Annotated in this window: 20 protein-coding genes; 15 read left to right on the top strand and 5 right to left on the bottom strand. The window is 58.0% G+C overall.

Translation table 11 applies throughout. The annotated features are described in order from the left end of the window. Positions 1-52: 52 nt before the first annotated feature. The 3 genes from N1037_17715 to N1037_17705 form a co-directional block, all read right to left on the bottom strand. Positions 53-934 (bottom strand): polysaccharide deacetylase, encoded by an 882-nt coding sequence (locus tag N1037_17715; GenBank protein ID UWS79076.1) that lies wholly within the window; start codon positions 932-934, stop codon positions 53-55. Positions 935-946: 12 nt separating this feature from the next. Further along, positions 947-2,245 (bottom strand): amidase family protein, encoded by a 1,299-nt coding sequence (locus N1037_17710; protein ID UWS79075.1) that lies wholly within the window; start codon positions 2,243-2,245, stop codon positions 947-949. 114 nt (positions 2,246-2,359) lie between these two features. After that, on the bottom strand, positions 2,360-3,868 hold the full coding sequence (locus tag N1037_17705) for an NCS1 family transporter (protein UWS79074.1): 1,509 nt from the start codon (positions 3,866-3,868) through the stop codon (positions 2,360-2,362). Positions 3,869-4,097: 229 nt separating this feature from the next. Here N1037_17705 and N1037_17700 point away from each other — a divergent pair, with 229 nt between their 5' ends. Next, the gene (locus N1037_17700) at positions 4,098-5,057 is read left to right on the top strand and encodes a GntR family transcriptional regulator (GenBank protein UWS79073.1); all 960 of its coding nucleotides are present in this window, start codon (positions 4,098-4,100) and stop codon (positions 5,055-5,057) included. Positions 5,058-5,218: 161 nt separating this feature from the next. Then, the gene (locus N1037_17695; protein ID UWS79072.1) at positions 5,219-5,989 is read left to right on the top strand and encodes a cephalosporin hydroxylase family protein; all 771 of its coding nucleotides are present in this window, start codon (positions 5,219-5,221) and stop codon (positions 5,987-5,989) included. A gap of 1 nt (position 5,990) precedes the next feature. Here N1037_17695 and N1037_17690 read toward each other — a convergent pair whose 3' ends face one another. Further along, positions 5,991-7,229 carry a glycosyltransferase family 2 protein gene (locus tag N1037_17690; protein ID UWS79071.1) on the bottom strand — a complete coding sequence of 413 codons (1,239 nt, stop codon included), beginning with the start codon at positions 7,227-7,229 and terminating at the stop codon, positions 5,991-5,993. Between the two features lie 475 nt (positions 7,230-7,704). On the opposite strand from N1037_17690, the gene N1037_17685 reads away from it, so the two are divergent. The 5 genes from N1037_17685 to N1037_17665 all read left to right on the top strand — a co-directional run bounded on the left by N1037_17685 (position 7,705) and on the right by N1037_17665 (position 13,995). Next, positions 7,705-8,946 carry an extracellular solute-binding protein gene (locus tag N1037_17685; GenBank protein UWS79070.1) on the top strand — a complete coding sequence of 414 codons (1,242 nt, stop codon included), beginning with the start codon at positions 7,705-7,707 and terminating at the stop codon, positions 8,944-8,946. A 140-nt stretch (positions 8,947-9,086) separates the two neighbouring features. After that, positions 9,087-11,099, top strand: a complete 2,013-nt coding sequence (locus N1037_17680; GenBank protein ID UWS81395.1) for a transporter substrate-binding domain-containing protein — start codon at positions 9,087-9,089, stop codon at positions 11,097-11,099. Between the two features lie 180 nt (positions 11,100-11,279). Further along, entirely contained in the window at positions 11,280-12,113 is an 834-nt protein-coding gene (locus N1037_17675) for a UDP-2,3-diacylglucosamine diphosphatase (GenBank protein ID UWS79069.1), read from the top strand. A gap of 12 nt (positions 12,114-12,125) precedes the next feature. Beyond that, positions 12,126-13,343, top strand: a complete 1,218-nt coding sequence (locus tag N1037_17670) for a DUF3419 family protein (protein ID UWS79068.1) — start codon at positions 12,126-12,128, stop codon at positions 13,341-13,343. Between the two features lie 4 nt (positions 13,344-13,347). Further along, positions 13,348-13,995, top strand: a complete 648-nt coding sequence (locus N1037_17665) for a class I SAM-dependent methyltransferase (GenBank protein ID UWS79067.1) — start codon at positions 13,348-13,350, stop codon at positions 13,993-13,995. Between the two features lie 120 nt (positions 13,996-14,115). Here the strand turns inward: N1037_17665 and N1037_17660 are convergent, their stop codons facing one another. Continuing rightward, a complete protein-coding gene (locus tag N1037_17660) occupies positions 14,116-14,520 on the bottom strand; it encodes a hypothetical protein (GenBank protein UWS79066.1) in 405 nt (134 codons plus the stop codon). A gap of 17 nt (positions 14,521-14,537) precedes the next feature. Here N1037_17660 and N1037_17655 point away from each other — a divergent pair, with 17 nt between their 5' ends. The 8 genes from N1037_17655 to N1037_17620 all read left to right on the top strand — a co-directional run bounded on the left by N1037_17655 (position 14,538) and on the right by N1037_17620 (position 26,607). Continuing rightward, positions 14,538-15,575, top strand: a complete 1,038-nt coding sequence (locus tag N1037_17655) for an AraC family transcriptional regulator (protein UWS79065.1) — start codon at positions 14,538-14,540, stop codon at positions 15,573-15,575. 273 nt (positions 15,576-15,848) lie between these two features. Then, on the top strand, positions 15,849-17,498 hold the full coding sequence (locus N1037_17650) for a sulfatase-like hydrolase/transferase (protein UWS79064.1): 1,650 nt from the start codon (positions 15,849-15,851) through the stop codon (positions 17,496-17,498). 437 nt (positions 17,499-17,935) lie between these two features. Continuing rightward, positions 17,936-19,561, top strand: a complete 1,626-nt coding sequence (gene pgi, locus N1037_17645) for a glucose-6-phosphate isomerase (GenBank protein ID UWS79063.1) — start codon at positions 17,936-17,938, stop codon at positions 19,559-19,561. 45 nt (positions 19,562-19,606) lie between these two features. After that, entirely contained in the window at positions 19,607-21,067 is a 1,461-nt protein-coding gene (gene zwf / locus N1037_17640; GenBank protein ID UWS79062.1) for a glucose-6-phosphate dehydrogenase, read from the top strand. Positions 21,068-21,135: 68 nt separating this feature from the next. Then, the gene (edd, locus tag N1037_17635) at positions 21,136-22,974 is read left to right on the top strand and encodes a phosphogluconate dehydratase (protein ID UWS79061.1); all 1,839 of its coding nucleotides are present in this window, start codon (positions 21,136-21,138) and stop codon (positions 22,972-22,974) included. Between the two features lie 239 nt (positions 22,975-23,213). Then, complete coding sequence (locus tag N1037_17630; GenBank protein UWS79060.1) at positions 23,214-25,004, top strand: gamma-glutamyltransferase family protein; 1,791 nt, start codon at positions 23,214-23,216, stop codon at positions 25,002-25,004. 58 nt (positions 25,005-25,062) lie between these two features. Beyond that, positions 25,063-25,887: a sulfite exporter TauE/SafE family protein gene (locus N1037_17625; protein UWS79059.1), complete on the top strand. Its 825-nt coding sequence runs from the start codon at positions 25,063-25,065 to the stop codon at positions 25,885-25,887. A gap of 6 nt (positions 25,888-25,893) precedes the next feature. Further along, positions 25,894-26,607, top strand: coding sequence for an FCD domain-containing protein (locus N1037_17620; GenBank protein ID UWS79058.1), 714 nt, complete (start codon positions 25,894-25,896; stop codon positions 26,605-26,607). The last annotated feature ends 35 nt before the right edge of the window (positions 26,608-26,642 follow it).

Genomic DNA, 26,642 nt, shown 5'->3' with positions numbered 1-26,642 from the left:
TCCTTTGAGCTTGGTGACTTGGCGGGAGGGGAGGCCCCTCCCGCCGGTATGATCACGCTTTGCGTGGTGCGCGGGCGTTATAGTCGTCTGCGATCTCGTCGAAGGTGGCCCATTGCACGCCCTCGTGGCTGTTGATGTATTCAATCAGCCGCTCGTGCATCATCAGAACCTGCGGACGGCCCGAAACATCCGGGTGGATGGTCATGGTGAAAACCGCATAGTCGTTCTCACGGTAGACGTAATCGAACTGATCCTTCCACATCTGCTCGATATCGCGCGGATTGACGAACCCGTGGCTGTTCGGCGATTTCTTGATGAACATCATCGGTGGCAGGTCGTCGAGATACCAATTGGCGGGAATTTCGATCAGGTCGGTTTCCTCGCCCCGCTCCAGCGGCTTCATCCAGGCGTCGGGATGCTGGCTGTAGTCAATTTTGGTCCAGCTGTCGCCAACCCGCACCCGGTAAGGGTGGAAATCGTTGTGCATCAGCGAGTGATCGTATTTGATCCCGCGCTCCAGCAACAACTCATTGGTGACATTAGAGAACTCCCACCAAGGGGCAACGTAGCCGGTCGGGCGCTTACCGCTCAGGGTGGTTGCCAGCTCGATCGATTTGTCGAGGATCGCCATTTCCTGCTCGCGGGTCATCGCAATGGGGTTTTCGTGCGAATAGCCGTGAATGCCGATTTCGTGACCTGCCTTGGCGACCGCAGCCATTTCATCGGGGAAGGTTTCCATCGAGTGGCCCGGAATGAACCAGGTGGTTTTGATGCCATATTTTTCGAACAGTTTTAGCAGGCGCGGCGAGCCAACTTCGCCCGCAAACATCCCGCGCGAGATGTCATCAGGCGAGTCCTCGCCACCGTAAGACCCGAGCCAGCCGGCCACGGCATCGACATCCACGCCATAAGCGACAAAAATTTTCTTTGTCATTTTCATTCTCCCTTAGATGTTGAAGGTTGGTTGGGTAAGTGCGGGGATCAGCTGCGCGACCTGGGTCAGCAGCCCATCATCATTGCCGGAGGCCGCCGAGAGCAGGATCGACCCTTGGACACGGCCGTCTGCGTCAGGCAGCGGCACGGCGAGGCCAGGCCAGTCCAGGAGGCTGCCGATCATCGTGGCGGCCAGCAGTCTGGCGTTCAGTTCCTGTGCCGCATCCTCGTCGTGCAGATAAACCGGCAGTGGGTGACGCAGTGAAGGCACTGTTGGAAAAGCAAGCAGCCTGTCCCCGATCTCGGCGCGGGCCGCAGAAATCAACCGCTCCCGCTTTTGCAGGTATTGTGCATATTGCGCGTCGCTCAAAACCGGAGCCTGCTGCAGCCGTGTGCGGATCATCGGGTCGATCTTGTCGGCCTCGTCGCTTGCCAGCAGATCTGCGTATTTCCGCCGGGCCTCAATCGCCACCAGCGGACCCTCGGAGGTGGTCAGCGCACGCAGCGCGTCAACCGATTTCAGATGTGTGGAGCGCAGGCTCCACCCAGCTGCTGCCATACGGCTGAGCGCCGCCTGATAGGCTGCGATCACATCCCGTTCCCACACCATCCCGAGACTTTCCGACAGATCGAGGATTTCCGTCTTCGTTCGGTCCGTGCGCGCCGTCGGTTGGGTGTTCAGAATTTGATCAGTCGCGCGCAGCACCTCAAAGGATCGCGCCAATGTGCCAACGGTATCAAGTGTGCGCGACAGCGTGTGAACTCCGGTTCTGTCATAGCGGGTGGCACTGGGCTTGAAGCCAAAGATACCATTCAGCGCCGCTGGGAGCCGGACCGACCCAGAGGTGTCCGTTCCGACCCCCAGGTCGGCAAGTCCAGCCGCCACCAGCACCGCGGATCCCGAGCTGGAGCCGCCCGGCAGCAGCGGAACGCCCTCCGACAGGGCAGAGGCTGGGGTGCCATAATGCGGGTTGATCCCAAGGCCGGAGAAGGCAAATTCTGAAAGGCCGGTCCGGCCCAGCGATACACCGCCTGCAGTCTCTATCAAAGAAACACAGCGTGCGTCCTGTGTCGCAGGCGGCGCGGATTTGCGCAGAGCCGATCCGCAGGTGGTGATCTGGCCCGTCTGGTCGATGATATCCTTCCAGAGGACGCTCATTCCGTCCAAAGCCCCCAAGCACTGACCACGGGCCGCGCGGTCTTCAGCCTGCGCCGCCTGGGTCGCCGCGCGCTCCGCAGTGATCGCAGTGCAGGCGCCGGACTCTGTCCAGCTTTCCAGTGCCCGCAGAGCGGCAGCGGTCCGTTCCCTCACAGAGGCTGTCTTTGTTCCGGCTGGGGTAGGTTCTTGAAACAATGTCATGTTGGTCTCCACGGGCGGGTGCGATACCCCCCGCCCGGATTGATCGGTTTGCCCGGATTGATCGGCTTAAAGGTCTTCTCGCGCGATTGCATGTGACGGGATGTCTGCGGTTTTGACCCGCTGCATTCCGTTGGCCGCCGTATAGACCCAGTTCAGATCCACGGATGTCGCGAGATATTTTGCGTCGTCCGGGTCTTTGATCTCGGCCTGCTCATGGCGTGGCAGGACCCAGGCTTTCATCAGGATGAAATACACAGCCATTGCAGCCGGGAAGCCGACGACATAAGCGTATTGGATGAAATACAGCGCCAGCCCACCGCCAACGGCCCAGGCGATCAGGCCGGCCGGGTTCCAGCCGCCAAAGTAACGGAACTGGCCGTCTTCGCGGTACAGGTCCGGCACGTTCAGGCGGCGGCCCCGGATCAGGAAATAGTCGCAGACCATGATGCCGCCGACAGCTGACAGTACCGCGCCATACATGCCGAGGTAGGTGAACAGGTGGTTCAGGATCAGCCAGGGCATGGTGAGCGTGCCAACGATGCCTGCAATCACGATTCCCATGGCATAGGTAATGCGAGGGGCACCAGCGTTGACAAAGGTCAGCGCCGCCGGGATCAGGTTTGCGCTGGTGTTGGTGGACCACTGCGCCAGGATTACCATCGCCAGCAGCAAGACCAGCGTGCCCCCGGTGCCCTGCGCCTGAATGACGTTGATCGGGTTCCAATCCCCGGTTGCGATAAAGGACACGGCCCCGATCAGCGCGATCCAGCTTTGTGCCACCGGAAGGGCGATGAACTGCGCCGCAAAGATGTTGCGATTCCGGCGCAAGAAGCTTTTCTCGCCTCCGTTCGTTTTCAGAAATCGGGTGATATTGGGGATATCTACCGCAAGCGCCGACCAGAACGCCATATTGGCCACGAAGAGCGCGACGATGCTCATTTCCGCGTCCCCGGCAAAGGTCCAGATGTTGTGCCCACTGGCCGAAGCGACGTTTTCCAGGGTGTGATACATCCAGATCGAAATCGCAATGATCGCGGGGGCGGCGATGCTGGCGAGCAACTGCACTGCGCGGATGCCCATCGCAGTGTTGATGATCTGGATTAGGCCGAAGGCCACATACCAGAAGACCCAGCTGTCGAACCCACCGAGGTAAGACACGATGCCGTTCAGCGCCAGTGCTCCGAGGTAGGTCTGAATGCCAAACCAGGCCGCCGCCACGATACCGCGTGTGACCGAGGGCAAATGCGTGCCAACGGTGCCAAAAGGCGCCCGTAGATAGACCGCAAAGCTAATGCCATGCTCGGTGCCGATATCGGCTGTCAACGCCATCACCAGCCCAAGCACAAGATTGGCAAGGAAAATGGTTCCGATCACCGTTGTCAGCGGCAACCCGGCGACCCCGCCCGCGCCCAGTTGGAAAGTCGCGATAATGACTGCCATGCCAATCCAGATCCACACGTAGCCTAGTCCGCCGATGGTTCGCTGATTGAGCCAGACCGGCAAAATTGAAGCTTCTAACAGATGCGATTTTTCATCCGCCGTCGGGCGCTGCGCCGCCGCTTCTGAATGTGCCATCTCCTGTCCTCCCGAATATTAATGATCTTTAGTATTCATAAGATCATTTATTTGAAATGGAAGCTTTTTGTTTCCCCGTGTGGCGGCCTAAGGTATGCTACAGGCCGGGGTCGGGATCTCAGCGCAGGTCAGCCAGTTGTCTGGATCCAGAAACAGAACGCAGAAGTGAATTTTAAATTTGTCTATAATTCCCAGATACATATCTATTTCCGAAGCGATCAGAGATGCGATGGATTCTGGGCGGCTAGAAGCGGGTCAGGTTCTGACGGAAGAGCCATTGGCCCGGCATTTCGGCACCAGCAGAACCACGATCAGGAAGGCGCTTGCTGAACTTCATACTGCAAAAATGATCACCCGTTTTGAGGGGCGGGGCTTTCTGGTTGGGGCTGATTCTGCGGCACCACCCCGTCGAGTTTCGATTGAGCAGGCCCTCTTTGAATCCACCGCAAGCCGCAGCGTCCCAAGGGCGCTGTCCAACCCCGATCAAATCCTGCCGGTCCTGCGCGAAGAGCTGATCCGCGCCCTTCCTTTTGGTCCTTTGGAAGTCAATGAAGGGAAGCTGACTGAACATTTTTCCGTCAGTCGGACGGTCGTCCGTGATATGCTCTCACAGCTCCGCAGCTCAGGGATCGTTGAAAAGAACGAGCGGTCGAAATGGGTATTGCCGGTGTTGACTGCCATGGACGTGCGCAATCATTATCAGTTGCGCATCCTGTTGGAACCCGTTGCCCTGGCCGAGGCTGCGCCCAACATTGCCAAAGGCCATATTGAACGGGCTTTGGCGCAAGCAAGGGAGCTTGGCCACCAGAAGCAGGAACTGGACGCAGAGGGCATTTCCAAGATGGAAACTGCATTGCATGTGGAGGCGCTGTCTGGCTGTACCAACAACCACTTGCTCAAGACACTTCAAAAATCACGCCTGGTCCTGGCAATCAATGAAATGTTCCGCTTGCTTCTTGGCCGTTCTCCGGGAGCCAGCCGCCTCGTTTCTGAGCATGTCGCGGTTCTTGAGGCGTTGGTGCGAAACGATACAGCCGCCGCCGCGTCCATGCTGGAAATCCACCTGCTGGAAGCGCGCGAACGCACTTGCAAAAGGCTGCAGACACTGTCGGTTTTACCACCGCCAGAATTACCGAGCTATCTGGCCCCTGGGACGGTCTCGATAAATCAAACAACATTGCTCAACTAAGAGGAACGCTTCTTGCTGCCCAACCGGGCTGCCTGCCTGCGCGCCCGGGGAGGCTTTGGCAAACCTGCCTCGGACTGCAAAAATCCTTGATATGAAGCCGAATTGCTGCGAGGAGATCCGGAATATGTCGAACGACGCATTTACATGTTTTGAGGTGGGAAATGACTGAATTTAAGCAAGAGATTGCAGGCCGCATTGCGGAAATGATGAACGACAAGCCGTTGAACGACTTGGCTATGACATTTCTGCAAGCAACGACCCATCCGAAGTATTCGTATAACTACCATTGGCAAGATCGGCCGATCATTCAATACCCGCAAGACATCGTAGCGATGCAGGAACTCATCTGGAGCATCAAGCCCGACCTGATCATCGAGACGGGTATTGCGCATGGTGGGTCGCTGGTCTTCAGTGCGTCCATGCTTGCGTTACTGGATATGTGCGATGCCATTGAGGCGGGCACAGTCCTTGATCCATCTAAATCGTCCCGCAAAGTTCTGGGTATCGACATCGACATCCGCGCGCATAACCTCGCTGCCATTCAGGATCATCCAATGGCCTCTCGCATCGAGATGATCGAGGGGTCCAGCATTGACCCTGACATCTTCGCCAAGGTTAAAAAGGCTGCGGAGGGATACCAGCGCGTTCTTGTCTGTCTAGATTCAAACCACACTCATGATCATGTCCGGAGCGAACTGGAGCTTTATGCGCCGCTCACGTCGGTCGGAAGTTATTGCGTCGTCTTCGACACGCTAATCGAGGATATGCCAGCGGACGAGTATCCTGATCGCTCCTGGGGGCCGGGTAACAATCCCAAAACTGCGGTTTGGGACTATCTAAAGACCCACTCCGAGTTCGAGATTGACAAGAGCATCCCCGCGAAACTGCTGATCACGGTCGCTCATGACGGTTTTCTCAAACGGGTCCGGTAGATCAAAGCTGGCGCTGAAAATCCTTGGACCGACGCTTGGCCTCCTTCCAGGCCAAGCGAGATGTCATATCGCCTGACAGAACCGCGCCAAAATCTTGCCCCAAGATCGCATCTATCATATGCGCTGCCGTAAGAATGGTGTTTTCGCCTCCCTGGGCTGCGGAAACCCTGAAGCTCGATAGTTGCCCCTGGGCACGGGCAAAGCGCTCTTGCAGGCTTCGTTTGGCCTGAGGTGGGCCTTGCAGAGCTGCGTCTAGGACGGATTGTATGCCCTTCGCTTCCGCGTGGTCCCGCAAAATGCCCTGTATTTGCTCTGCTAGCGCAGGGTTCTTGCGTGTCGATCCACGAACATACTTATACCAGCTGAGGTAGTCGGGCTGAATTGCCTCAAGGCCATGGTTGCGTCGCAAGGTCTCCAGGGTCGAGAAAAACGCCAATGGGACTGATCCGGCATGGGGAAACACATCGCTCATCGGGTCGGTAATGTTCTCTTTTGCAAAAAGCTTGCTGCTGTTGGTCCCAGAACTATTGTTTTGTTCGGCTCCGTGGCCACCGCCGGTGCTTGCCGGGCTGTATCCGTTGATCGAGAACGGGTGGTCGACCCCGATGAAATGGCCGTCTTTCAAGATGGATCTATACGATAGGTTGACGTCAGGGATTGCGCTGTCGAAAACCGTTCTCCCGTCCATCGACGTCTTGAGCATGTAGGCGCGCGAAAGGCAGCCATGATATATATCTGGAACCGGACGCAGGTTGGATACATCTGCCGTCATGAGCTTCTGTAGGTTGTCCGCGCCGTGGAAAGCCTTTGGAGAGCCAAAGCAATTGTCGCGGTAGAATCTGACACCGCCGGTCTTCCTGCCATACCCTTCAATGGGCCAGCCATAGGTTGCCTTGATCCAACTCAGACCATCAGGCCTGTTGGCCTCCAAAAGCTGCCGCAAGTACGGGAACTGTTTTGGGAGTATCCCGTCGTCATCGCCGAAGTAGATCAGATAATCACCTGTCGATGCGTTGAAAGCGGTTTCAAAGTTCTGCCGCATTGAAAGCCGCGCACCCGTATTCACGTAGACCAGTCGGCTGTCATCGAACTCTTGCATGAGTTCCTTGGTCCCGTCGGAGCTGGCATTGTCGCTTACAATGATCTCAATGTTGTCATCGTCGATCTCGAGAGCAGTCTGAACGGAATGCCGCAAATACTGGCCTCGTTCTCGGGTCGGAATGGCAATGCTGATTTTCAATTTGAAGAGCTCCTTCTGCATTATCTAACGTAGAGATAACCCTTAATCTCATGCGATTTTCTGGGCCGAAGTGAATCCGGGTTCCCAACTCTACCCGCAGTCCAAGAAATGCAAATCTCAAAGCTACGATGAATTTGTAATGGATGGCCGAAGTCCAGACAACAAAGAACTATCGCCGCAAGTGCGGCTTTGGCCTTTCACGGGGACGTCTGAAGTTTTGCAAACACAGTAGCAAACCGTCCCAGAAGGTCGGTGGCACATGTGGCTAGGTTTCTGGACTTTCGCCGCCAGCTTGTGGCAGCGTGATCACAATGGATCAAAAGGCGGGAATGCACTATCACTTGATCTGGCAGTTGGTCTGGATCAGTTGGGCCAGGCTCTCAAGTGGAGGTCTCGCCCTTGGCTGGCCCCTGTCTCAGTTATGGAAAGAAGATCATTAGTGGCTTCGCGATTTGGACTCCTTCTAGCCGGTCTTGTGGCACTGACTGTTGGCACTGCTGCGGCGGCGCAAACCGAGCTGAGCATGTGGTATCATGGATCGCAGAATGAAACTGAACGCCGGGTCATTGTTGAGATCGTCGAGGATTTCAATGCCAGTCAACCGGATTGGAAAGTCATCCTGATGAGCTTTCCTGAAGGCAGTTACAATGACTCGGTGGTTCGGGCGGCTCAGACCGGGAACCTGCCTGACATCATTGATGTGGATGCGCCGGTGGTCGCCAATTGGGCATGGTTGGGATATCTGCAGCCGCTGCGCATAGAGGAGGCCGCGGTCGAGGCGTTCCTGCCATCCGCTGTTGGGCGCTGGAATGGTCATATCTATTCGGTTGGCCTGTGGGAGGCTGCGCTTGCGATCCTGACACGCAAGTCCACCTTGGAAAAATATGACATCCGACTGCCAAGTCTTGCGGACCCCTGGAGTGCGGCCGAATTTGAAACGGCCTTGGTTAAACTCAAAGCATCCGGGGAGTTCGACTATCCGCTGGACCTGGGGCTGAGCAGGGAGGGCGAATGGTTTCCCTATGCCATTAGCCCCTTTTTGCAAAGCTTCGGCGGTGATCTGGTGGACAGATCTGACTATAGTTCGGCACAGGGTGTGTTAAATGGCGAGGCCGCGCTGAGATTTGGAACTTGGTGGCAGTCCCTGTTTTCGCGCGGGTTTGTTCCCAGCCCGGAACAGTCGCAACCAAACCGCACCGCCGCGTTGATTGATGGTACATATGCCATGGCCTGGGACGGCAATTGGACCGTTCTGGATTTCATCGATGCCGTAGGAGAGGATGCCGTATTTCTGCCCGCACCCGATTTTGGCAAGGGCAGTGTCATCGGCGCCGGGAGCTGGCAGTTTGGCGTGTCAGCCACGTCAGAACATGTGGATGGAGCCAGCGCCTTTGTCGAGTTTGCGATTCAAGACCGATACCTGTCCACCATCGCGGATGAATTGGGATTGATCCCACCCACCCTGGCAGCCGCAAGAGCATCCACGACCTATGGCCCGGAGGGCTGGTTGCCAGGGTTTGTCGATTTGTCGCGCCAACAGGCTTTGCTACGTCCGGTGTCTCCCAGCTATGTTGTGATAGCAAAGGTGTTTGAAAGAGCCCTGGTTGAGATCGCTGAAGGTGCGGATGTGAAGGCCGTGCTTGATGAAGCGACCGATGACATCAATCGAGATATCACGCGAAATGCAGGGTATGTAAACCAATTGAGCGTTGATTAGGGGCGCTATGCTTTCTGATGATGGGGCTGGAAGGTGTTGAGCAGAGGCCGGGTAAGCGACCTCAAAGGGTGGATCGAGTGATAGAGGGACTTCTAAACAGGTTTTGCTTCGCCACTAAGGTGTTTCCGGCCTTGCTGGGAATGTTGTGTCTTGCAGTCCTGCCGGGGCAACTGGATGCAGATCCGCTGCGTGTTGGCTTTTATGAAAACCGGCCCAAAATTTTTCGAGACGCAGCTGGGCAACCCGCCGGTTTTTGGCCGGAGGTGACCGAAGCCATTCTGTCTGAAATGGGCTATGATTTCGAATACGTCGACTGTGAATGGGAGACCTGCCTGGAGATGGTGGGGCAGGGGCAGCTCGACCTTATGCCGGATGTGGCCTTTTCTGAAGAGCGCACAGCGCAGTTCCAGTTTATCAACGAAGCGCTGATTTATTCATGGTCTACCATCGTCACCTCCCAGGAGGTTGAGATTACCTCTCTGGCGGATTTTGAGGGCAAGAGAATTGCCGTGCTCGCAAATAGTATCCAGGAGCGTGACCTGAGGCGGTTTTTACGCAAAGAAGGGCTAAAGAGTAAGCTGATCTGGACGTCGTCAGTGCAGGGCGCGATTGATGCGATTTTGGTTGGTGATGCGGATTTGGCAATTACCAATACGTTCTTTGCGGTGCAGATGGCCAATCAGAACAGTTTGCGTATTCCTGAGCTGCCATTTCAGGTCAACTCGTATCACTATGTAGTGCCGCCGGATGCCCCGGAAAACTTTGTCCAGGCGATGAACCTGGCCAGCTACCGGCAGCAAATGACCTTTGGGTCGGACTTTCACTCTGCCAAGTATGAATGGATTTCCTTTCACAAAGCCCCGCTGCCGAGCTGGCTTATTACTGTGCTGTTTGTAGCGGTTTCTGTGCTTTTGGTGTCAGCAGTGCTCATATTCATCCTGCGCCGTGTTGTTCGGGCGCGCACCTTAGATCTTGCGGCCACAGTTGATGCGCTAAGCGCAGAAATGGATCTTCGCAAAAAGGCCGAGAAGTTTGCCCTGGAAACCCAGAAATTTGACGCGATAGGCCGGCTTGTCGGGGGCGTCGCCCATGATTTCAACAATCTATTGTCGGTGATCATGGGCAACCTCGAATTGCTAAAAGACCAGCGTGGGCTGGATGCTCCCTCCTTGAAGTTCATTGACCAAGCACTGTCCGCGACCAAACGCGGGGCCAAACTGTCCTATGATCTCTTGTCTTTTGGGCGGCGTGCTCAGCTTGTGCCGCAGGTGCTGCGGGTTGATCTGGTTTTGCGTGGTATCGAGGAGATGTTGCGCCGGACCTTGCCTGAAAACATATCTGTGGAATTCTCCTATGACCCTCTTGTGAAGGCGGTTCTTCTGGATCAGGGGCAGCTGGAGAATGCGGTTTTGAACCTGGTGTTGAACGCCCGCGATGCGATGCCAGACGGGGGCAAGCTGACAGTTTCGGTGTCTAACCTAGGGGCGGGCCAAAGCGACGGCGATGACCTTTCAGGCGAGCAGGTGGTGGTCTCTGTGACGGACACCGGCGTGGGGATCAAAGAAGATGCTTTGAGTAAGGTGTTTGAGCCCTTTTTCACAACCAAAGAATTCGACAAGGGATCGGGGATGGGGCTGGCGATGGTGCATGGCTTTGTGACCCAGTCGGGGGGTAAGATCCGTATCCGCAGTGTCTGGGAGCAGGGGACGACGGTGGAGCTGAGATTTCCGGTGACCGTTGAGGCCGCGGATCAGGCGGCGGGAGGTGACATTTCCACAGGTTTTTTGGGCGATGAACAGATCTTACTGGTTGAAGATGACGATGATGTCCGCAGCGCCCTGAGCCAACGGCTTGCGGCCTCTGGGTTTCGTGTGACGCAGGCCCACAACGGCACAGAGGCCCTGGATCTGGTCAAAAAGGTACCTGAATTTGACCTGGTTGTGACGGATCTGACGATGCCTGGGCCGGTACAGGGGCTGGATTTGGTGGCGCAGGTCAGAAAGGTGCTCGATGGTGTCCCGATCGTGATCCTCACGGGGTATGGCGCTGATGTGCTCGATAGTGTCTCGGGTCTGCCAAAGCTTACCGTGCTTAATAAACCTGTCTCGGGACCTGTTTTGATTTCCAAAATTCGCGCTCTTTTGGACAGCTGACCGCTGCACCTGGCGCGAGGTGCAGCGCAAAACGGGGGCTGTTGGGCCTTTGCGCTGTGATGGGTGATCTTCTGGGCGGTGTCGTGATGCCTTGATGCGCAGGGGAATGGAAACTGTCACCGTTCTGTTAAAACGATGGGGTACCTCCATATGCGACGCAAGTGACAGCGGGCGACGCGCATGAAATACCGAACCATTTTTTTGTCCGATATCCATTTGGGCACCCCAGGATGTCAGGCTGAATTACTGCTGGATTTCCTCAAATGCCACGAAGCAGACACCTACTATTTGGTTGGTGACATTGTGGACGCCTGGCGCATTCGCAGAAAGGGTTTCCTCTGGCCGCAGGCGCACAATGACGTGGTGCAAACGCTTCTGGCCAAGGCACATGGCGGTGCCCGGATCTATTTAATCCCCGGCAACCATGACGAATTCCTGCGCTCCTACTTTGGCACTCATTTTGGCGGTATCGAGGTGCTGGGGTCTGCCGAGTTCACCGCCCATAACGGAAAATGTTATCTGGTTACCCATGGTGATCAATTTGATGCGGTGGTGACAAACGCCAAATGGCTCGCGCATCTTGGGGACCGGGCCTATGAATTGATGCTGTGGCTGAACACCCGCCTTAATCGGCTTCGCCATCTCTGGGGCGGACAGTACTGGTCCTTGTCAAAATGGGCCAAGCACCAGGTCAAGCAGGCGGTCAATTTTATCAGCGAGTATGAAACAGTGCTGACTGCCGAGGCACGGCGCGGCGGCTACGATGGGGTGATCTGCGGTCATATTCATAGTGCCGCCATCCGTGACATGGGAGAGGTGACCTATGTAAACACTGGTGACTGGGTCGAAAGCTGCACCGCTGTCGTTGAAACGGCAGATGGCAGTCTTGCTCTTATTGATTGGACGCGTTCTGCGCGCCAGTCTCGCGGCGAGTCGCGCCGCCAACTTGGCCGTCAGCCTCGTCGCCGGGCACGCGATGCCCAGCCCGAAGAAAAAGTTCTCGAAAACGTTTAGGGGATACACCCAATGAATTCTTCCGCCCAGGCTCAATTGGACGCGGCTGTTTTGCAGGATGGCGATGCGGCAACCGGATGGCTTGAACGTCTGTTCTCGCGTCTGTTTCTGGGGTTGGTCTATCCGCAGATCTGGGAAGATCCAGTGGTGGACATGGAGGCGCTGGAGATTTCAGCAGAGGATAATCTGGTCTGCATCGCCTCTGGCAGCTGCAATCTAATGTCGTATCTGACCGCTGGCCCGGCTTCGGTCACGGCGGTAGATCTGTCGCCTGCCCATGTGGCCTTGGGCAAGTTGAAACTGACTGCCGCCCAAGCCCTGCCGGACTATGCCGCCTTTTATCAGTTTTTTGGTCGGGCAGACCTGGCCAGCAACGCCGTCCTGTATGAGCGCTATATCCAACCAAAGCTAGACCCCGGCGCGCGGGCGTTTTGGCAGGGGCGGCAGCTGATAAACCGCCGCATCACGTTGTTTCAAAAGGGGCTTTATAAATACGGGCTGCTTGGTCGCTTTTTGGGGGCGGTGCATTTGGTTGCCCGTCTGGGGCGGGTGAATTTTGCGCCCTTGCTGGCCGCACGCAGCCTACAGGAACAACAGGCGTTTTTTGATCAGAAGATCAGCCCCCTGTTTGATATGTGGCTGGTGCGCCGGCTGGCTGGGTTTCGCGCTGCGCTTTTTGGCCTGGGTATTCCTCCGGCGCAGTATGACAAACTGGCGGCTGACGGCGGTGGCGATGTGTTGCCGGTACTGCGCGAACGGGTCCGCAAACTGATGTGTGACACCCCGATCCGGGACAATTATTTTGCCTGGCAGGCCTTTGCACGCGGGTATGACCCGGCACCGGATGGGTCTCTGCCGCCCTATCTGCAGCAGCGCAATTTCCAGGCTCTGCGGGACTATGCCGACCGGGGCCGCATCGTAAACCGCTCCCTTACCGACCAGTTGGCGCAGGAGCCTGACAGCTCGAAACAGGGCTATATCCTGCTGGATGCCCAGGATTGGATGAATGACAGTCAGTTGAATGCGCTTTGGCAGCAAATCACCCGCACGGCAACGCCCGGGGCAAAGGTGATTTTTCGCACTGGCGGCGCTGAGGACATCCTGCCGGGCCGAGTGTCGCCTGACATCCTGGGGCGCTGGGCCTATGACGCAGAGGTTTCCAAGCGGGGCAGCAAGCAGGATCGCTCAGCGATCTACGGCGGCTTTCATCTCTATCGTTTTCAGGGCTGATCAGATGCGCGACGCGACCCCCAATGCCCATGCAGCACTGATGGACCAAACCTACCGCTATCAACGCATATTCTATGATTTGACCCGAAAGTACTATCTGTTTGGGCGCGATGCGCTGATTGATGATCTGGCGCCCGACGCCGACGCGCATGTTCTTGAACTTGCCTGTGGCACGGGGCGAAATTTGCAATTGGCTGAGGGGAAATACCCCGACTGCACCTTTTACGGGCTTGATATCTCGTCAGAGATGTTGGTGTCCGCCGGGAAAAAACTGGGCGCGCGGGTTGCCTTGGCTCAGGCTGATGCCTGCCATTTTGAGGCCGCGCAACTGTTCGGCCGCGACGCATTTGATCGCATCTTTATCTCTTACGGGATTTCAATGATCCCGGATTGGCAGCAGGCTTTGCGCCAGGCCTTTGGGGCGCTTGCTCCGGGCGGCACGCTGCATGTTGTGGATTTTTCCAATCTGGAGGGATGGCCCGGCTGGTGCCGGGGCCTGCTGCATCGCTGGCTGACGAAATTCCATGTGAGCCCACGATTAGAGTTGGCAAGCGAGCTCGACAAGATCGCCCGTGAGCTGGGCGGCAGGGCACAATGCCGCCAGCTTTATCGCGGCTACGCGCAATATGGGATCCTGCGCAAGACCGGCTAACTCTGCGCTCCTGGCGTTGTTTGACTGGGCGTTGTTTGACTGGGCGCTGTTTGGCTGGCCACTGTTTGACTGGTCACAGTCGGGCCTGAGATCTCAACCAGGGTCAGGTGAAATCCCAGATCACGAAGGATTGTGCTGAGCATCGCTGATCAGCACCACAGGCGTGGGAGCCTGGGTTTGGGCTCTTGCCAGCGGGGCGCCCAGGCCAAGAACCAGCGTTGCGGCTGTTAAGGTGGCGCTGCCGCCCAGCAAGGCAACTGCGGTGAATTTGATGAAAGGCATGAAGCTGTTCATTGATTTATTCCTTGAGGCAAAAACGGTGCGGTAAAGGGTCGAACCTGCTTTTGCAGAGAAAACAGCTCCAAACCCACTGGATGTCAAAATGAATACGTGATTTCTGGTGCCAAAATATTGACTGGATGTGCCAAAGACTTGACAGCAAATGCCAAAGGTTGACCCTTTGGTAACGTAAATGTTACTGATATTTGATCGCAGCTCAGGCGCTTGGTAGTCTGTTGAGCGCATCAATTTGGAGCCGGGACTTGACCTCTGTTTCGACACTCTACGCCAGAAAACAGATCGAACATGCAGACCAGATAGCCGACAAGGGCAAGCTGCTGGATCTGGTCGGCCTGACGCCAGAAACGTTAGCCGACCCTACGGTCATGGTGCCGGTTGAGGCCTATCACGACCTGATGGAGGAGGTTGCCAAAAGCGAGTTCCCGGATCTGAGGTTTCACATGAAAACCTGTCGGAGCATGCGGTGCGATGAGTTTGGCGTCTTTGGGCTTGCGCTGAAATCTGCCCCAACCCTGCGTCATGGGTTTCAGCGAATTTGGCGTTATACCCGACTACACAATCGCGTTGCGAGTTTTTCTGCCGAACAGGAGGGCGATCGGTTCTGTTGGTCCATGCAGGCCCCCAAGACGGACCGGCTCGGGGCCTTTTTGTCGGTAGAGGCCGCCATGGGTACGACACTGACGCTCTGTCGTGAAACGACCAGCCCGGAATTTCAGCCCTGCCATGTGCAATTTGTCCATGAAAGAGACGGCTCTATTGATGCCCTGGTAGAGCATTTTGGCTGTGTGCCGGAATTTGGAGCCCGGTCGGATGCGTTGCATTTTGATGTCCAGGACGTTGATCAGCCTAGCAGCATTGGCGATACAGGTGTCTGGAATTTCCTGATCTCTCATCTGGAGCAGATGCTGGAAAAAGAACGTGACCAGGAGCAAAGCTTTGAAGCCCAGGTGATTGAGGAAATTGCCAAACTGCTGAGTGGTGGGGTGCCGCAGCTGTCGGAGGTTGCCAAAAACATGGGACTGGGGGGGCGCACCTTTCAGCGACGGCTGAGCGAGAGGGGGCATAGTTTTCAATCCCTCACCGACGAATCGCGCCGGAAACTCGCCCAGCAGCTTATTCAATCGTCGAGCTATTCCTTCTCTGAGATTGCCTTTTTGACCGGGTTTTCTGAACAAAGCGCCTTTTCACGGGCCTTTAAGCGCTGGTCTGGCCAAACGCCCAAGGCCTACCGGAGTGGCCTGCGCGACAGCAGCGCCGCAACATCCTGCCCTGCTGAATAAGGCCCCTGTTTTGCAGGCATGCTCCCCTTTGAGGGGGGGCGCTTAGCAGTGCAGGTAATGTCGGGCGACCATGCCGGGGTTGGTGGGGTGAAGATATATGACTTGTCATTTATTTGTTTTTCAGGCTCTATCTGGTCGCTGGGGGCTTATGCCCAAGTCAGCAAAAACTGTGGCCGAAAGAAACAGGGCCGAAAAAATGAAGGCCAGGCAGGACCGGGACGAGACGAATATCTTTGCCCGAGGAGATGATCTGCTGGAGGAGGAGAAAGAACCATGACCAAACGCCCCAATGTTTTGTGGATTATGGCCGATCAACTGCGGTTTGATTACCTGAGCTGCTATGGTCACCCGCACCTGCATACACCGCATATTGATGCCCTGGCAAAACGCGGGGTGCAATTCAACAAGGCCTATATCCAGTCGCCGGTCTGCGGTCCGTCGCGGATGTCGGCCTATACCGGGCGCTATGTGCGCAGCCATGGCTCAACCTGGAATGGTATGCCGCTGCGGGTTGGGGAACCCACCTTGGGCGATCACCTGCGCGAGGCAGGTGCGCGGGCGGTTTTGGTTGGAAAAACCCATATGACCGCAGATCTGGAGGGCATGGCCTGGCTTGGCATTGATCCCGACAGCACGATTGGCGTCAGCCGGTCTGAATGTGGTTTTGACCCTTTTGAGCGTGACGATGGTCTGCACCCTGATAGCGCCCGCCAAAAATGGTCTGCCTATGATGACTATCTGGTGGAAAACGGCTTTAAGTCAGAAAACCCCTGGGGTGATTTTGCCAATTCGGGCCTGGATGAAAATGGCGAACGGCTGTCGGCCTGGCTACTGAAAAACTCGCGCTTGCCTGCGGATGTGCCCGAAGAGCATTCCGAGACCGCCTATATGACCAATCGCGCCATTGATTTCATGACTGAGGCTACTGCGGATGGACGTCCCTGGATGTGCCACCTGTCCTATATCAAACCCCATTGGCCCTACATCGTGCCAAAGCCCTACCATGATATGTATGGGCCAGAGCACGTCATCGCTCCGGTCCGCTCTGAAGCGGAGCGCGACACCGATCACCCCCTGATGCAGGCCTATCTGAACGCCCGTGTCTGTCGCAGCTTTGCCCGCGACCATGTGCGTGAACATGTGATCCCGGCCTATATGGGGCTGATCAAGCAGCTCGATGATAACCTCGGTCGGCTTTTTGCCTGGATGGAGGCGGCGGGCTTGAGCGAGAATACCATCATCGCCTTTACCTCGGATCACGGCGATTACATGGGCGATCACTGGATGGGCGACAAGGATTTCTACCACGATGTTGCCGCCAAAGTGCCGCTGATCATTGCAGACCCCCGCAGCGAGGCGGATGCCTCGCGCGGGTCCATCTGCGAAGAGCTGGTCGAAATGATTGATCTGGCACCCACATTTATGAATGCGCTGGGCTGCGAGGCCAAGCCGCATATCATTGAAGGGCGCGATCTGACACCGATCCTGAACGGGACAGAAGGCTTTTCCAGACGCTATGCGATCAGCGAACATGACTATCACTGGTCCGATATGGCCCGCGCGCTGGGCGTGGCGCAGGAACATGCTCATACGGTGATGATATTTGATGGACGGTGGAAATTTATCCGCTGCGAAGGCTTCCGACCGGTGCTGTTCGATCTGGAAACCGACCCGCAGGAAGTGAAAGATCTGGGCGCTTCGGAGCAGGCAGACCACATTGCGGTGCGCGCCCGGATGGAGGCGGCGCTGCTGGATTGGGCGCGACGGCACCACACCCGGATAACCGCGACATCTGCAGTTCTGGCCCGCCAGAAAATTGCAGCAGAGGGCGGTATTCTGATCGGATTCTGGGATGAGCAGGAATACGAAGAGGCCACCGGCAAACCCTTTAGCAGCCTGGTTCCGGCAGGGCGGCCGGGGTAACGCGGGAGACCGGACTGTCCAGTGAACCCAGGCGGTCAGGGAGCGGAGGTCTTTTGTGGCCGATGTGACGCGCTGCCATGTCGGCCCAGACATCCCTCATGTACGGGGCAGGCCCTGTTTGCCAGTCTACATGTCACTTTGTTCCATTGCGATGGTGCGCGCAACACTGGGCAAGCTCTGCATTGCAAAACAGCGGTCTGCAGTAGGCGCGGCGGCTTTGCGGGGGCGAAAGCTCTGCGATTTACTGATTGCGGGCGGGGCTGGAAGTGAGGTGGCCTATACCTGCAGCGCCTAGACTGCCCCGCCACTTTATGCCCTGCTGGGGATGCCAAAACATTCACAGTTGGGGCTTCTCTTGCGCAATCGTTAGCGCTAACTGTATTGCATAAGAGCGGGAGGTATGATTCGGCTAGGTGGGTTCATAAAGGTATTGGAAAATGAGCGAAATTTGGTCGAAGCTGAGTGAGCACCGCAGACAAACTTCTGAGATGTCGATTACCGAACTTTTCGAAAGAGATCAAAACCGGTTTCAGAGCTTTTCTGCCCAAGCCGACGGATTGTTGCTGGATTTTTCCAAAACCGCCCTAGACGAAACCGGACTAAATGCGCTGGTTGATCTGGCGGAACAGGCTGGCTTGGCCAGCAAGATCGAAGCAATGTTTCGGGGCGATCCTATCAACGTCACGGAAGGCCGGGCTGCGTTGCACACAGCCCTGCGCAGCCAGAACGATACGGCTGTGATGGTCGATGGTCAGGATGTCATGCCGGAAATCCAGCAGACCCTGCAACGTATGGAAAGCTTTGCCGGGGCTCTGCGCAGCGGTGCCTATAAAACCGTAACCGGGGCGCAGTTCACGGATGTTGTGAATATTGGCATTGGTGGTTCAGATTTGGGCCCTGTCATGGCAACCCGCGCCCTTGCGCCCTATCACGATGGGCCGCGCTGCCACTATGTTTCCAATGTCGACGGCGCCGATATTACCGATTGCTTGGCTGGGCTGGATCCACAAACCACCTTGATTATCATCGCCTCAAAGTCTTTTACCACCATTGAGACCATGACCAATGCGGCAACCGCGATCTCTTGGTTGCGCGCCGCTCTTGGCGATCAGGCCAGTGGGCATTTGGCGGCGGTGTCTACGGCTTTGGACAAGACCACTGAAATGGGCATTCCCCCGGAACGGGTCTTTGGCTTTGCCGATTGGGTTGGCGGGCGCTACTCGCTTTGGGGGCCTGTGGGCCTGCCTATTCTGATTGCGGTTGGGCGTGATAATTTCCGCGCCATGCTCAGTGGTGCGGCGGCGATGGACCGGCATTTCCAAACTGCGGATTTTCGCCACAACCTGCCGGTTCTGCTGGGGTTGGTTGGCATCTGGCACAGCAATATCTGCGGCTATAATACGCGCGCAATCCTGCCTTACGAGCAACGCTTGGCGCGCCTGCCGGCCTATCTTCAGCAGCTGGATATGGAAAGCAACGGCAAATCTGTGACGCTGGAGGGCAGCCCGGTGCGCCGCACCACGGGTCCGATTGTCTGGGGGGAGCCTGGGACCAATGGTCAGCATGCCTTTTATCAACTGCTCCACCAGGGCACCCATGTGGTTCCCGCCGAGTTCCTGATTGCGGCAGAGGGGCATGAAGCCGAGCTTTCGCATCAGCATGATCTGCTCAAGGCAAATTGCCTGGCCCAATCCGAGGCCTTGATGCTGGGGCGCTCTGCGCAACAGGCCCGCGCCTTGGCCCAAAGCCGCGGCATCCCTGAGGGTGATCTGGATCGCATGACAGCGCATTTGACCTTCCCGGGCAACCGTCCGTCGATCACCCTTGCCTATCCCCGTCTAACCCCCTTTGCACTGGGCCAGATCATTGCCCTGTATGAACACCGTGTCTTTACCGAGGGGGTCATCTGGGGGATCAATTCCTTTGACCAATGGGGGGTTGAACTCGGCAAAGAGCTCGCCGTTGGTCTGCTGCCACTTATTCAAGGCGCCACGGACAGCAGCAAGGATGGCTCTACCCTTGGGTTGGTGGCAAAACTGACAGCCTCCACCCCCGCAACCTGAGGCGCACCCGGTGGGGCGCCAATCGCAACTGGATCTGATATCACTATGGTTTCTCGCGTTATCCCCGTCGACCCCTTTGATCTGGTTCTCTTTGGTGCCACTGGCGATCTGGCGCGCAGAAAAATCCTGCCGAGCCTGTTTCACCGTTTTCAGATCGCGCAGTTCAGCCCCCAAAGCCGCATCATCGGCACGTCGCGCAGCAAGCTGGACAAGTCCGGGTTTCAGGCCTTCGTGGCCGAGGCCATCCGGGAGTTTGGCCAGGAGGGGGAGACCGGAGAAGAGGATATCGCCGCCTTTGTTCAATTGCTGGACTATGTGCCAGTGGATGCAAAAGACGACAACGGCTGGCTGGCGCTGAAAAGCCATCTGCGCGCCGATGTGATCCGGGTGTTTTACCTCTCCGTGGGACCCAGTCTGTTCCCTGAAATCGCCAGCCGTCTTAGCTCTTGCAACATTGCCACACCAGAGAGCCGGATTGTTCTGGAAAAGCCCTTTGGCCATGATCTGGGGTCGGCACAGGCGCTGAACGCGGCGTTGCGGGATCATTTTGACGAAAGCCAGATTTACCGGATTGACCACTATTTGGGCAAAGAAACGGTGCAGAACCTGATGGCGCTGCGCTTTGCCAACTCCCTGTTTGAGCCGTTGTGGAATTCCACCCATATCGACCATGTGCAGATCACCGTTGCCGAAAGCATCGGCGTCGCCGGGCGGGGGGAATATTATGACCGTTCTGGGGCCATGCGGGATATGGTGCAGAACCATTTGATGCAGCTGCTCTGCCTGACTGCGATGGAGCCGCCCTCGCGGTTCACCTCTAATGCGGTGCGCGATGAAAAGGTCAAAGTGATCGAAGCGCTGGAAACGGTGGCGCAGGGCGATCTGGCACGGGGGCAATATCGTGCCACCCCCGGCAGGGCTGTTGCCGACAGCTATCTGGATCACGCCGGTGATCCCAACAGCCGCACCGAGAGCTTTATCGCGATGAAGGTGCAGGTGGCCAACTGGCGTTGGGCCGGGACGCCCTTTTATCTGCGGACAGGCAAATGCCTGCGGGCCCGTGAAAGCGAAATTGCAGTGTATTTCCGTGATCCGCCCCATAACATTTTTGAAGGCGCCGACGGGGTGCATGGCAATGTCCTGGTGATCCGCCTGCAACCGGATGAGGGCATCACCCTGCGCACCACGATCAAGGATCCGGGCCCGGGCGGCATGCGGCTCACCGGGGCCAATCTGGATATGACCTTTGCCGACTCCCTGCCCGAAGCGGGGCGTCCCCAGGATGCCTATGAGCGGCTGATCATGGATGTCATTCGCGGCAACCAGACCTTGTTCATGCGCGGGGATGAGGTCGAGGCCGCCTGGGCCTGGGCCGATCCAATCATTGACGGCTGGAGCCAGTCCGGCGCCGCCCCCCAGGCCTATGATCGTGGCGGCTCGGGGCCTGAGGATTCCCTGTTGCTGATGCACCGCGATAATCGCCGTTGGCGCACTATTGGTGCCTGATGCGTTTCACCACCGCCCCTTTGCCGACCCATCGCTAGCACCTGCCAGACACCCGAAAGGCCTCTTACATGCGACTTAATAAAACTCTCGCCGAGGTAACCCACCGGATCATCGCCCGCAGCGCCGCCAGCCGCAGCGCCTATCTGGAGCGCATGCAGGCCGCTGCAGTCAAAGGACCGGCGCGGGCGCATCTCAGCTGTTCGGGGCAGGCCCATGCCTATGCCGCCACCGGAGCGGATCAAGCGACACTTGCCGAGGCGAGCAGCGGCCATCTGGGCATTGTCACAGCGTATAATGATATGCTGTCAGCGCATCAGCCTTTTGAAACCTATCCGGCGCTGATCCGCGACGCCCTGCGTCAGGCCGGGGGCACGGCGCAGGTGGCGGGCGGAGTGCCTGCGATGTGTGATGGTGTCACCCAGGGCGAGGCGGGTATGGAGCTGAGCCTGTTTTCCCGCGATACCATCGCCATGGCCACCGGCATCGCGCTGAGCCACAATGTCTTTGATGCGGCGGTCTATCTGGGGGTCTGTGACAAGATCGTTCCGGGGCTGGTGATCGGGGCGCAGGCCTTTGGTCATATTCCGGCGGTTTTCCTGCCTGCGGGTCCCATGACCAGCGGATTGGCAAATGACGAAAAGGCGCAGATCCGACAAAAGTTTGCCGCCGGAGAAATCGACCGGGCCGAATTGCTGAAAGCCGAGATGGCGGCCTATCATGGCCCCGGCACATGTACGTTTTACGGGACCGCCAATTCCAATCAGATGTTGATGGAATTCATGGGGCTGCACCTGCCCGGCTCCAGCTTTGTCAATCCCGGCACCGCCCTGCGCGAGGCGCTGACGGTAGCGGGGTCACAACGGGCGCTGGCGCTCTCGGCGCTTGGCAATGACTATACGCCGATCTGCCAGGTGCTGGATGAAAAGACCTATGCCAATGGCATCGTCGGGCTGATGGCCACGGGCGGCTCCACCAATCTATTGATCCACCTCATCGCCATGGCGCGCGCCGGCGGGATCATTCTGGACTGGCAGGATTTTGCGGACCTGTCGGAGGTGGTGCCGCTGCTGGCGCGGGTATATCCCAACGGCTTGGCTGACGTGAACCACTTCCACGCCGCTGGCGGTTTGGGCTTTATGATCGGTGAGCTGCTGGAGGCGGGCTTCCTGCATGGGGATACCAAAACTGTGGCGGGCGAGGGGCTTGCGAGCTACACCCAAGAGCCGTTGCTCTTGGAGGAGGGGCTGACCTTCCGTCCTGGCCCCAAGGAGACCTTGAACGCTGCGATTGTGCGCCCGGCTGCGGAGCCGTTTCAGGCGACGGGCGGGTTGAAACGTCTGACGGGCTCACTGGGGACTGCGGTGATCAAGGTCTCGGCGGTGGATGAAAAACATCATGTGATCGAGGCGCCGGCGCGGGTGTTCCACGACCAAGAGGACGCCAAGGCGGCCTTTAAGGCGGGGGAATTCAACGGCGACGTTATTGTCGTGGTGCGTTTTCAGGGCCCCAAAGCCAATGGCATGCCCGAGCTGCACAGCCTGACCCCGATGTTGGCGATCCTGCAGGGGCGGGGTCACAAGGTGGCGCTGGTCACCGATGGGCGCATGTCTGGGGCTTCGGGCAAGGTGCCGGCGGCGATTCACGTGGTTCCCGAGGCCCTGGATGGTGGACCAATTGCCAAGGTTCGCGATGGCGATATGATCCGGCTGGATGCCACCAGTTGCGCGCTGGAGATCCTCACAGAGGGGGTGCTGGACCGCGCCAGCGCCAGCGCCGATCTCAGCGCCTATCAGCACGGCACGGGGCGCGAAATGTTTGGCATGTTCCGCCGCACTGTGACCTCAGCCGATACCGGCGCCACGGTGTTTGATCTGCCCACCGAGGCGACGCCGACCTCACAGAACTGACACAGAGCAGGCAGGCCGCTCCTTTGGGCACTTTCCCAATTTATTTTGTATGCCCCGCGACTGCCCTGCGCGGGGCATAAGGTTGTGCCTGATCTGCTGGGCTTGACTCTTGGCGGGCTTTGAGTGTTTTTGAACCAATGTAGAATTGGTTCAGCTGGCTGTTGCAGGCTGAAACGTGACGGGCCTAAACATGACGGGCCGAAACATGACGGGCCGAAACAGGTCGCAAGGGGGCGCAGATGCAGGGGTTTACCACACGGCCAGAAATTCGCGGCTCCTTTGGTGTTGCAACCTCAACCCATTGGATCGCCTCGGCTGTAGGCTTTGGCATTCTGGAGCGTGGCGGCAATGCCTTTGATGCGGCGGTGGCCGCCGGGCTGGTGTTGCAGGTGGTCGAGCCGCATTTGAACGGCCCTGCCGGGGATCTACCAGCCATTTTCCATTCCGCTAAATCCGGCAAGACGACAGTGCTTGCCGCCCAAGGCCCGGCGCCGGCCGGGGCGACGATAGATCACTACCGGGCACAGGGGCTGGAGCTCATCCCCGGCTCAGGACTGCTGGCCACGGTCATTCCCGGCGCTTTTGATGGCTGGATGCTGATGCTGCGCGACCATGGAACCCTGTCTCTTGCTCAGGTGATGGAGCCTGCAATCTCCTATGCGCGCGACGGCCACTCGGTTTTGCCTGGGGTCGCCCATACCATCGCAGGCCTGGCGGACTATTTTGCGGCTGAGTGGCCCAGTTCCGCTGCGACCTGGTGTCCCGGTGGTGTTGCGCCCGCACCAAATGAAAATTTCAAGAACCCCGATCTGGCCCGGACATACCAACGTCTGGTGGATCTGGGTGAGGCCAGCGGCGCGGACCGCGTGGCGCAGATTGATGCGGCCCGTAGCGCCTGGGCAGAAGGTTTTGTTGCCGAGGCAATCGCGGAGTATCTAAAAACCGCAAAGGTGCATGACGTCTCGGAGCAAAAGAACAGCGCCGTGTTGACGGCGGCAGATCTGGCGCAGTGGCGGGCGCAGTATGAAGAGACGCTCAGCTATACCTATCACGGCTGGACCGTGCATAAGACCCAGGCCTGGTCGCAGGGGCCGGTGTTGTTGCAAAGCCTGGCGATCCTGAACCATTTTGACCTGGCAGCGATGGACCCTATGGGGGCAGAGTTCACCCATACGGTGATTGAGGCGATGAAGCTCGCCTATGCGGACCGCGAGGCCTATTATGGCGACCCGGATCACAGCGCGGTGCCGATGGATGTGCTGTTGTCGGATGAGTATAACGCCGGGCGCGCAGCGATGATCACTGATCAGGCCTCGCTGCAGCAGCGCCCCGGTCGGGTGCCAGGGTTTGAACATCAGGCGGATGCCTATATCGCCCGGGCGGCGCGGGACTTTGGCGTCGCTGAGGCTGCACCACAAGAGCCGACCATGGCGCATCTCACGGAGAAACGTGGCGATACCGTACATTTGGATGTGATTGATCGCTGGGGCAATATGGTCTCTGCAACGCCTTCGGGAGGATGGCTGCAATCCAGCCCTGTGGTGCCCGGTCTGGGCTTTGCGCTGAACAGCCGCGCCCAGATGTTCTGGCTGGAGCAGGGGCTGCCCACCTCCTTGGCGCCGGGGCGGCGCCCGCGCACCACCCTGACGCCAAGCCTGGCAGAAAAGGACGGCACCCGGCTGGTCTTTGGCACGCCTGGGGGGGACCAGCAGGATCAATGGCAATTGATCTGGTTCCTGCGCTTTGTGCACCACGGGCTGGATCTGCAGGCGGGTATGGACGCGCCGCTGTTTCATTCGATGCATTTTCAAGGCAGCTTTTATCCGCGCGCCGCCCTGCCTGGCGAAATGATGATTGAAGCGGCTTACGGCGAGGCCGTAATCGCTGACCTGCGCCAACGGGGCCATATGGTCACGGTGGCCGAGGATTGGACCGTTGGACGACTGACCGCAGCCCTGCGCCATGCGGATGGGAGCCTGCAGGCTGCGGCCACGCCACGCCTGATGCAGGCCTATGCGGTAGGGCGCTAAGCTGCGCGTGGCAAACTGTCTGGCGAGCAGAACACATACAGGAACGGGAACCTAAGACATGTTTGAGATCGAAACCCTTTTGACTTTGGCGGCCGTTGCTGCTGGATCGGGCGTCGTGGGCGGGATACTGGCCGGGCTATTGGGCGTCGGAGGCGGCATTGTCATTGTGCCGGCTCTTTATCTGGCATTGTCCCTTACCGGGATGGACAGTGCGCTCACCATGCAGGTGGCCGTTGGCACCTCGCTGGCGACCATTGTGTTTACCTCGCTGTCGTCGGGCTATGGTCACTATCGCAAAGGCGCCATTGATATGGGCTTGCTCAAGCTTTGGGCGCCGTCAATCCTGATCGGGGTGCTGATTGGTGGCGTTCTGGGGGGGGTGGTGTCAGGCAAGGTGCTGATTGCGGTTTTTGCCGTGGTGGCGGCCATCGTCGCTTTGGACATGATCCTGCGCACAGGCGCTGACAGTGCAACACCGCGCAGCTTTGCTAAACCGGTCTGGGCCGCTTTGGGCGTGGTGGCCGGGGCGATTTCGGCCATGATGGGGATTGGCGGCGGTACCGTCTGTGTGCCGCTGTTGAATTTCCTCGGCTATGACATTCGCAAAGCGGTTGGCACCTCAGCGGCCATTGGGTTTGTGATCGGTGTGCCCGGAGCGCTGATTTACATGGCGACCGGTTTTGGCGCCGAGGGGCTGCCGCCGTTTTCTTTTGGCTATGTGAACCTTTTCCTGGCAGCGGTGATCATTCCATTGAGCACCAGCTTTGCGCGGGTGGGGGTTAAACTGGCCCATAGCATTCCGCGCCGAGCCCTGCGACTGGCCTTTGGCGTATTCTTGATGCTGACCTCTGCGCGTATGTTCAGCGACCTGGCAGGTCTGTAGCCAGCAATGACCGATCACCCTCCACGCAGCCCAGCAGGCACATCCGATACCCGGCAGCCGCAACAGCATCTGGCGCAGCAGTTGCGACAGGGAATTGCATCCGGAACCATGCTGCGCGGGGACCGCCTGTTGCCTGAACGAGAGATGGCGCAGCATCTGGGCGTCAGTCGTGCCCGTTTGCGGCAGGCGCTGGATCTGCTTGAGGCCGAAGGCGCCCTGTTTCGCAGACGTGGGCAGGGAACCTTTGTGCAACCGCCCCCCGCAACTGACGCCGCGCGGCTCAAGAGCCTCGCGCAACGGGTGAGCCCGCAAGAGGTGATGGAGGTGCGGTTGCAGATCGAGCCTGCCCTGGCAGGTCTTGCAGCCCTGCGTGCCGATGACCAAGCGCGCGAGCGTTTTGCACAGGCGGCCCAGGCGACGCTCGATGCGCCGGATCAACACAGCTACGACGCTGCGGATGACGTCTTTCACTATAAAATCGCAGAGATGGCGCAGAACCCGCTATTTCTGACAGTCTATGAGGCAATCCGTACGGTGCGGGCGCAGTCCAGTTGGGCCACCACACGGGCCGCTCATTATTCGCCTGAGGTGATGGCCGTTCTGGGGCAGCAGCACCAGACTCTGGCAGCGGCCATCCTAAAGGGCGACAGCCCGGCGGCAACGCAGATCATGCAGGACCACCTGCACTGCGTGGCGGAGACGCTGTTGCAATCCCAATAGGGTCGTGACCTTAGAGGAACACCCGGTATTGGCTT

Origin of the sequence: Phaeobacter sp. G2 (genome assembly GCA_025163595.1) — a bacterium.
GTDB lineage: Bacteria > Pseudomonadota > Alphaproteobacteria > Rhodobacterales > Rhodobacteraceae > Pseudophaeobacter.
This window is presented reverse-complemented; position numbering and strand designations above follow the sequence as displayed.

Excerpts from the sequence above, each read along its gene's own strand:
- N1037_17665 (UWS79067.1), top strand. The coding sequence starts at position 13,348 with ATGCGCGACGCGACCCCCAATGCCCATGCAGCACTGATGGACCAAACC.
- N1037_17620 (UWS79058.1), top strand. The coding sequence starts at position 25,894 with ATGACCGATCACCCTCCACGCAGCCCAGCAGGCACATCCGATACCCGG.
- N1037_17700 (UWS79073.1), top strand. The coding sequence starts at position 4,098 with ATGGATTCTGGGCGGCTAGAAGCGGGTCAGGTTCTGACGGAAGAGCCA.
- N1037_17670 (UWS79068.1), top strand. The coding sequence starts at position 12,126 with ATGAATTCTTCCGCCCAGGCTCAATTGGACGCGGCTGTTTTGCAGGAT.
- N1037_17625 (UWS79059.1), top strand. The coding sequence starts at position 25,063 with ATGTTTGAGATCGAAACCCTTTTGACTTTGGCGGCCGTTGCTGCTGGA.
- N1037_17660 (UWS79066.1), bottom strand. The coding sequence starts at position 14,520 with ATGCGCTCAACAGACTACCAAGCGCCTGAGCTGCGATCAAATATCAGT.
- N1037_17695 (UWS79072.1), top strand. The coding sequence starts at position 5,219 with ATGACTGAATTTAAGCAAGAGATTGCAGGCCGCATTGCGGAAATGATG.
- N1037_17705 (UWS79074.1), bottom strand. The coding sequence starts at position 3,868 with ATGGCACATTCAGAAGCGGCGGCGCAGCGCCCGACGGCGGATGAAAAA.
- zwf (UWS79062.1), top strand. The coding sequence starts at position 19,607 with ATGGTTTCTCGCGTTATCCCCGTCGACCCCTTTGATCTGGTTCTCTTT.
- pgi (UWS79063.1), top strand. The coding sequence starts at position 17,936 with ATGAGCGAAATTTGGTCGAAGCTGAGTGAGCACCGCAGACAAACTTCT.
- edd (UWS79061.1), top strand. The coding sequence starts at position 21,136 with ATGCGACTTAATAAAACTCTCGCCGAGGTAACCCACCGGATCATCGCC.
- N1037_17630 (UWS79060.1), top strand. The coding sequence starts at position 23,214 with ATGCAGGGGTTTACCACACGGCCAGAAATTCGCGGCTCCTTTGGTGTT.
- N1037_17680 (UWS81395.1), top strand. The coding sequence starts at position 9,087 with ATGTTGTGTCTTGCAGTCCTGCCGGGGCAACTGGATGCAGATCCGCTG.
- N1037_17650 (UWS79064.1), top strand. The coding sequence starts at position 15,849 with ATGACCAAACGCCCCAATGTTTTGTGGATTATGGCCGATCAACTGCGG.
- N1037_17715 (UWS79076.1), bottom strand. The coding sequence starts at position 934 with ATGACAAAGAAAATTTTTGTCGCTTATGGCGTGGATGTCGATGCCGTG.
- N1037_17675 (UWS79069.1), top strand. The coding sequence starts at position 11,280 with ATGAAATACCGAACCATTTTTTTGTCCGATATCCATTTGGGCACCCCA.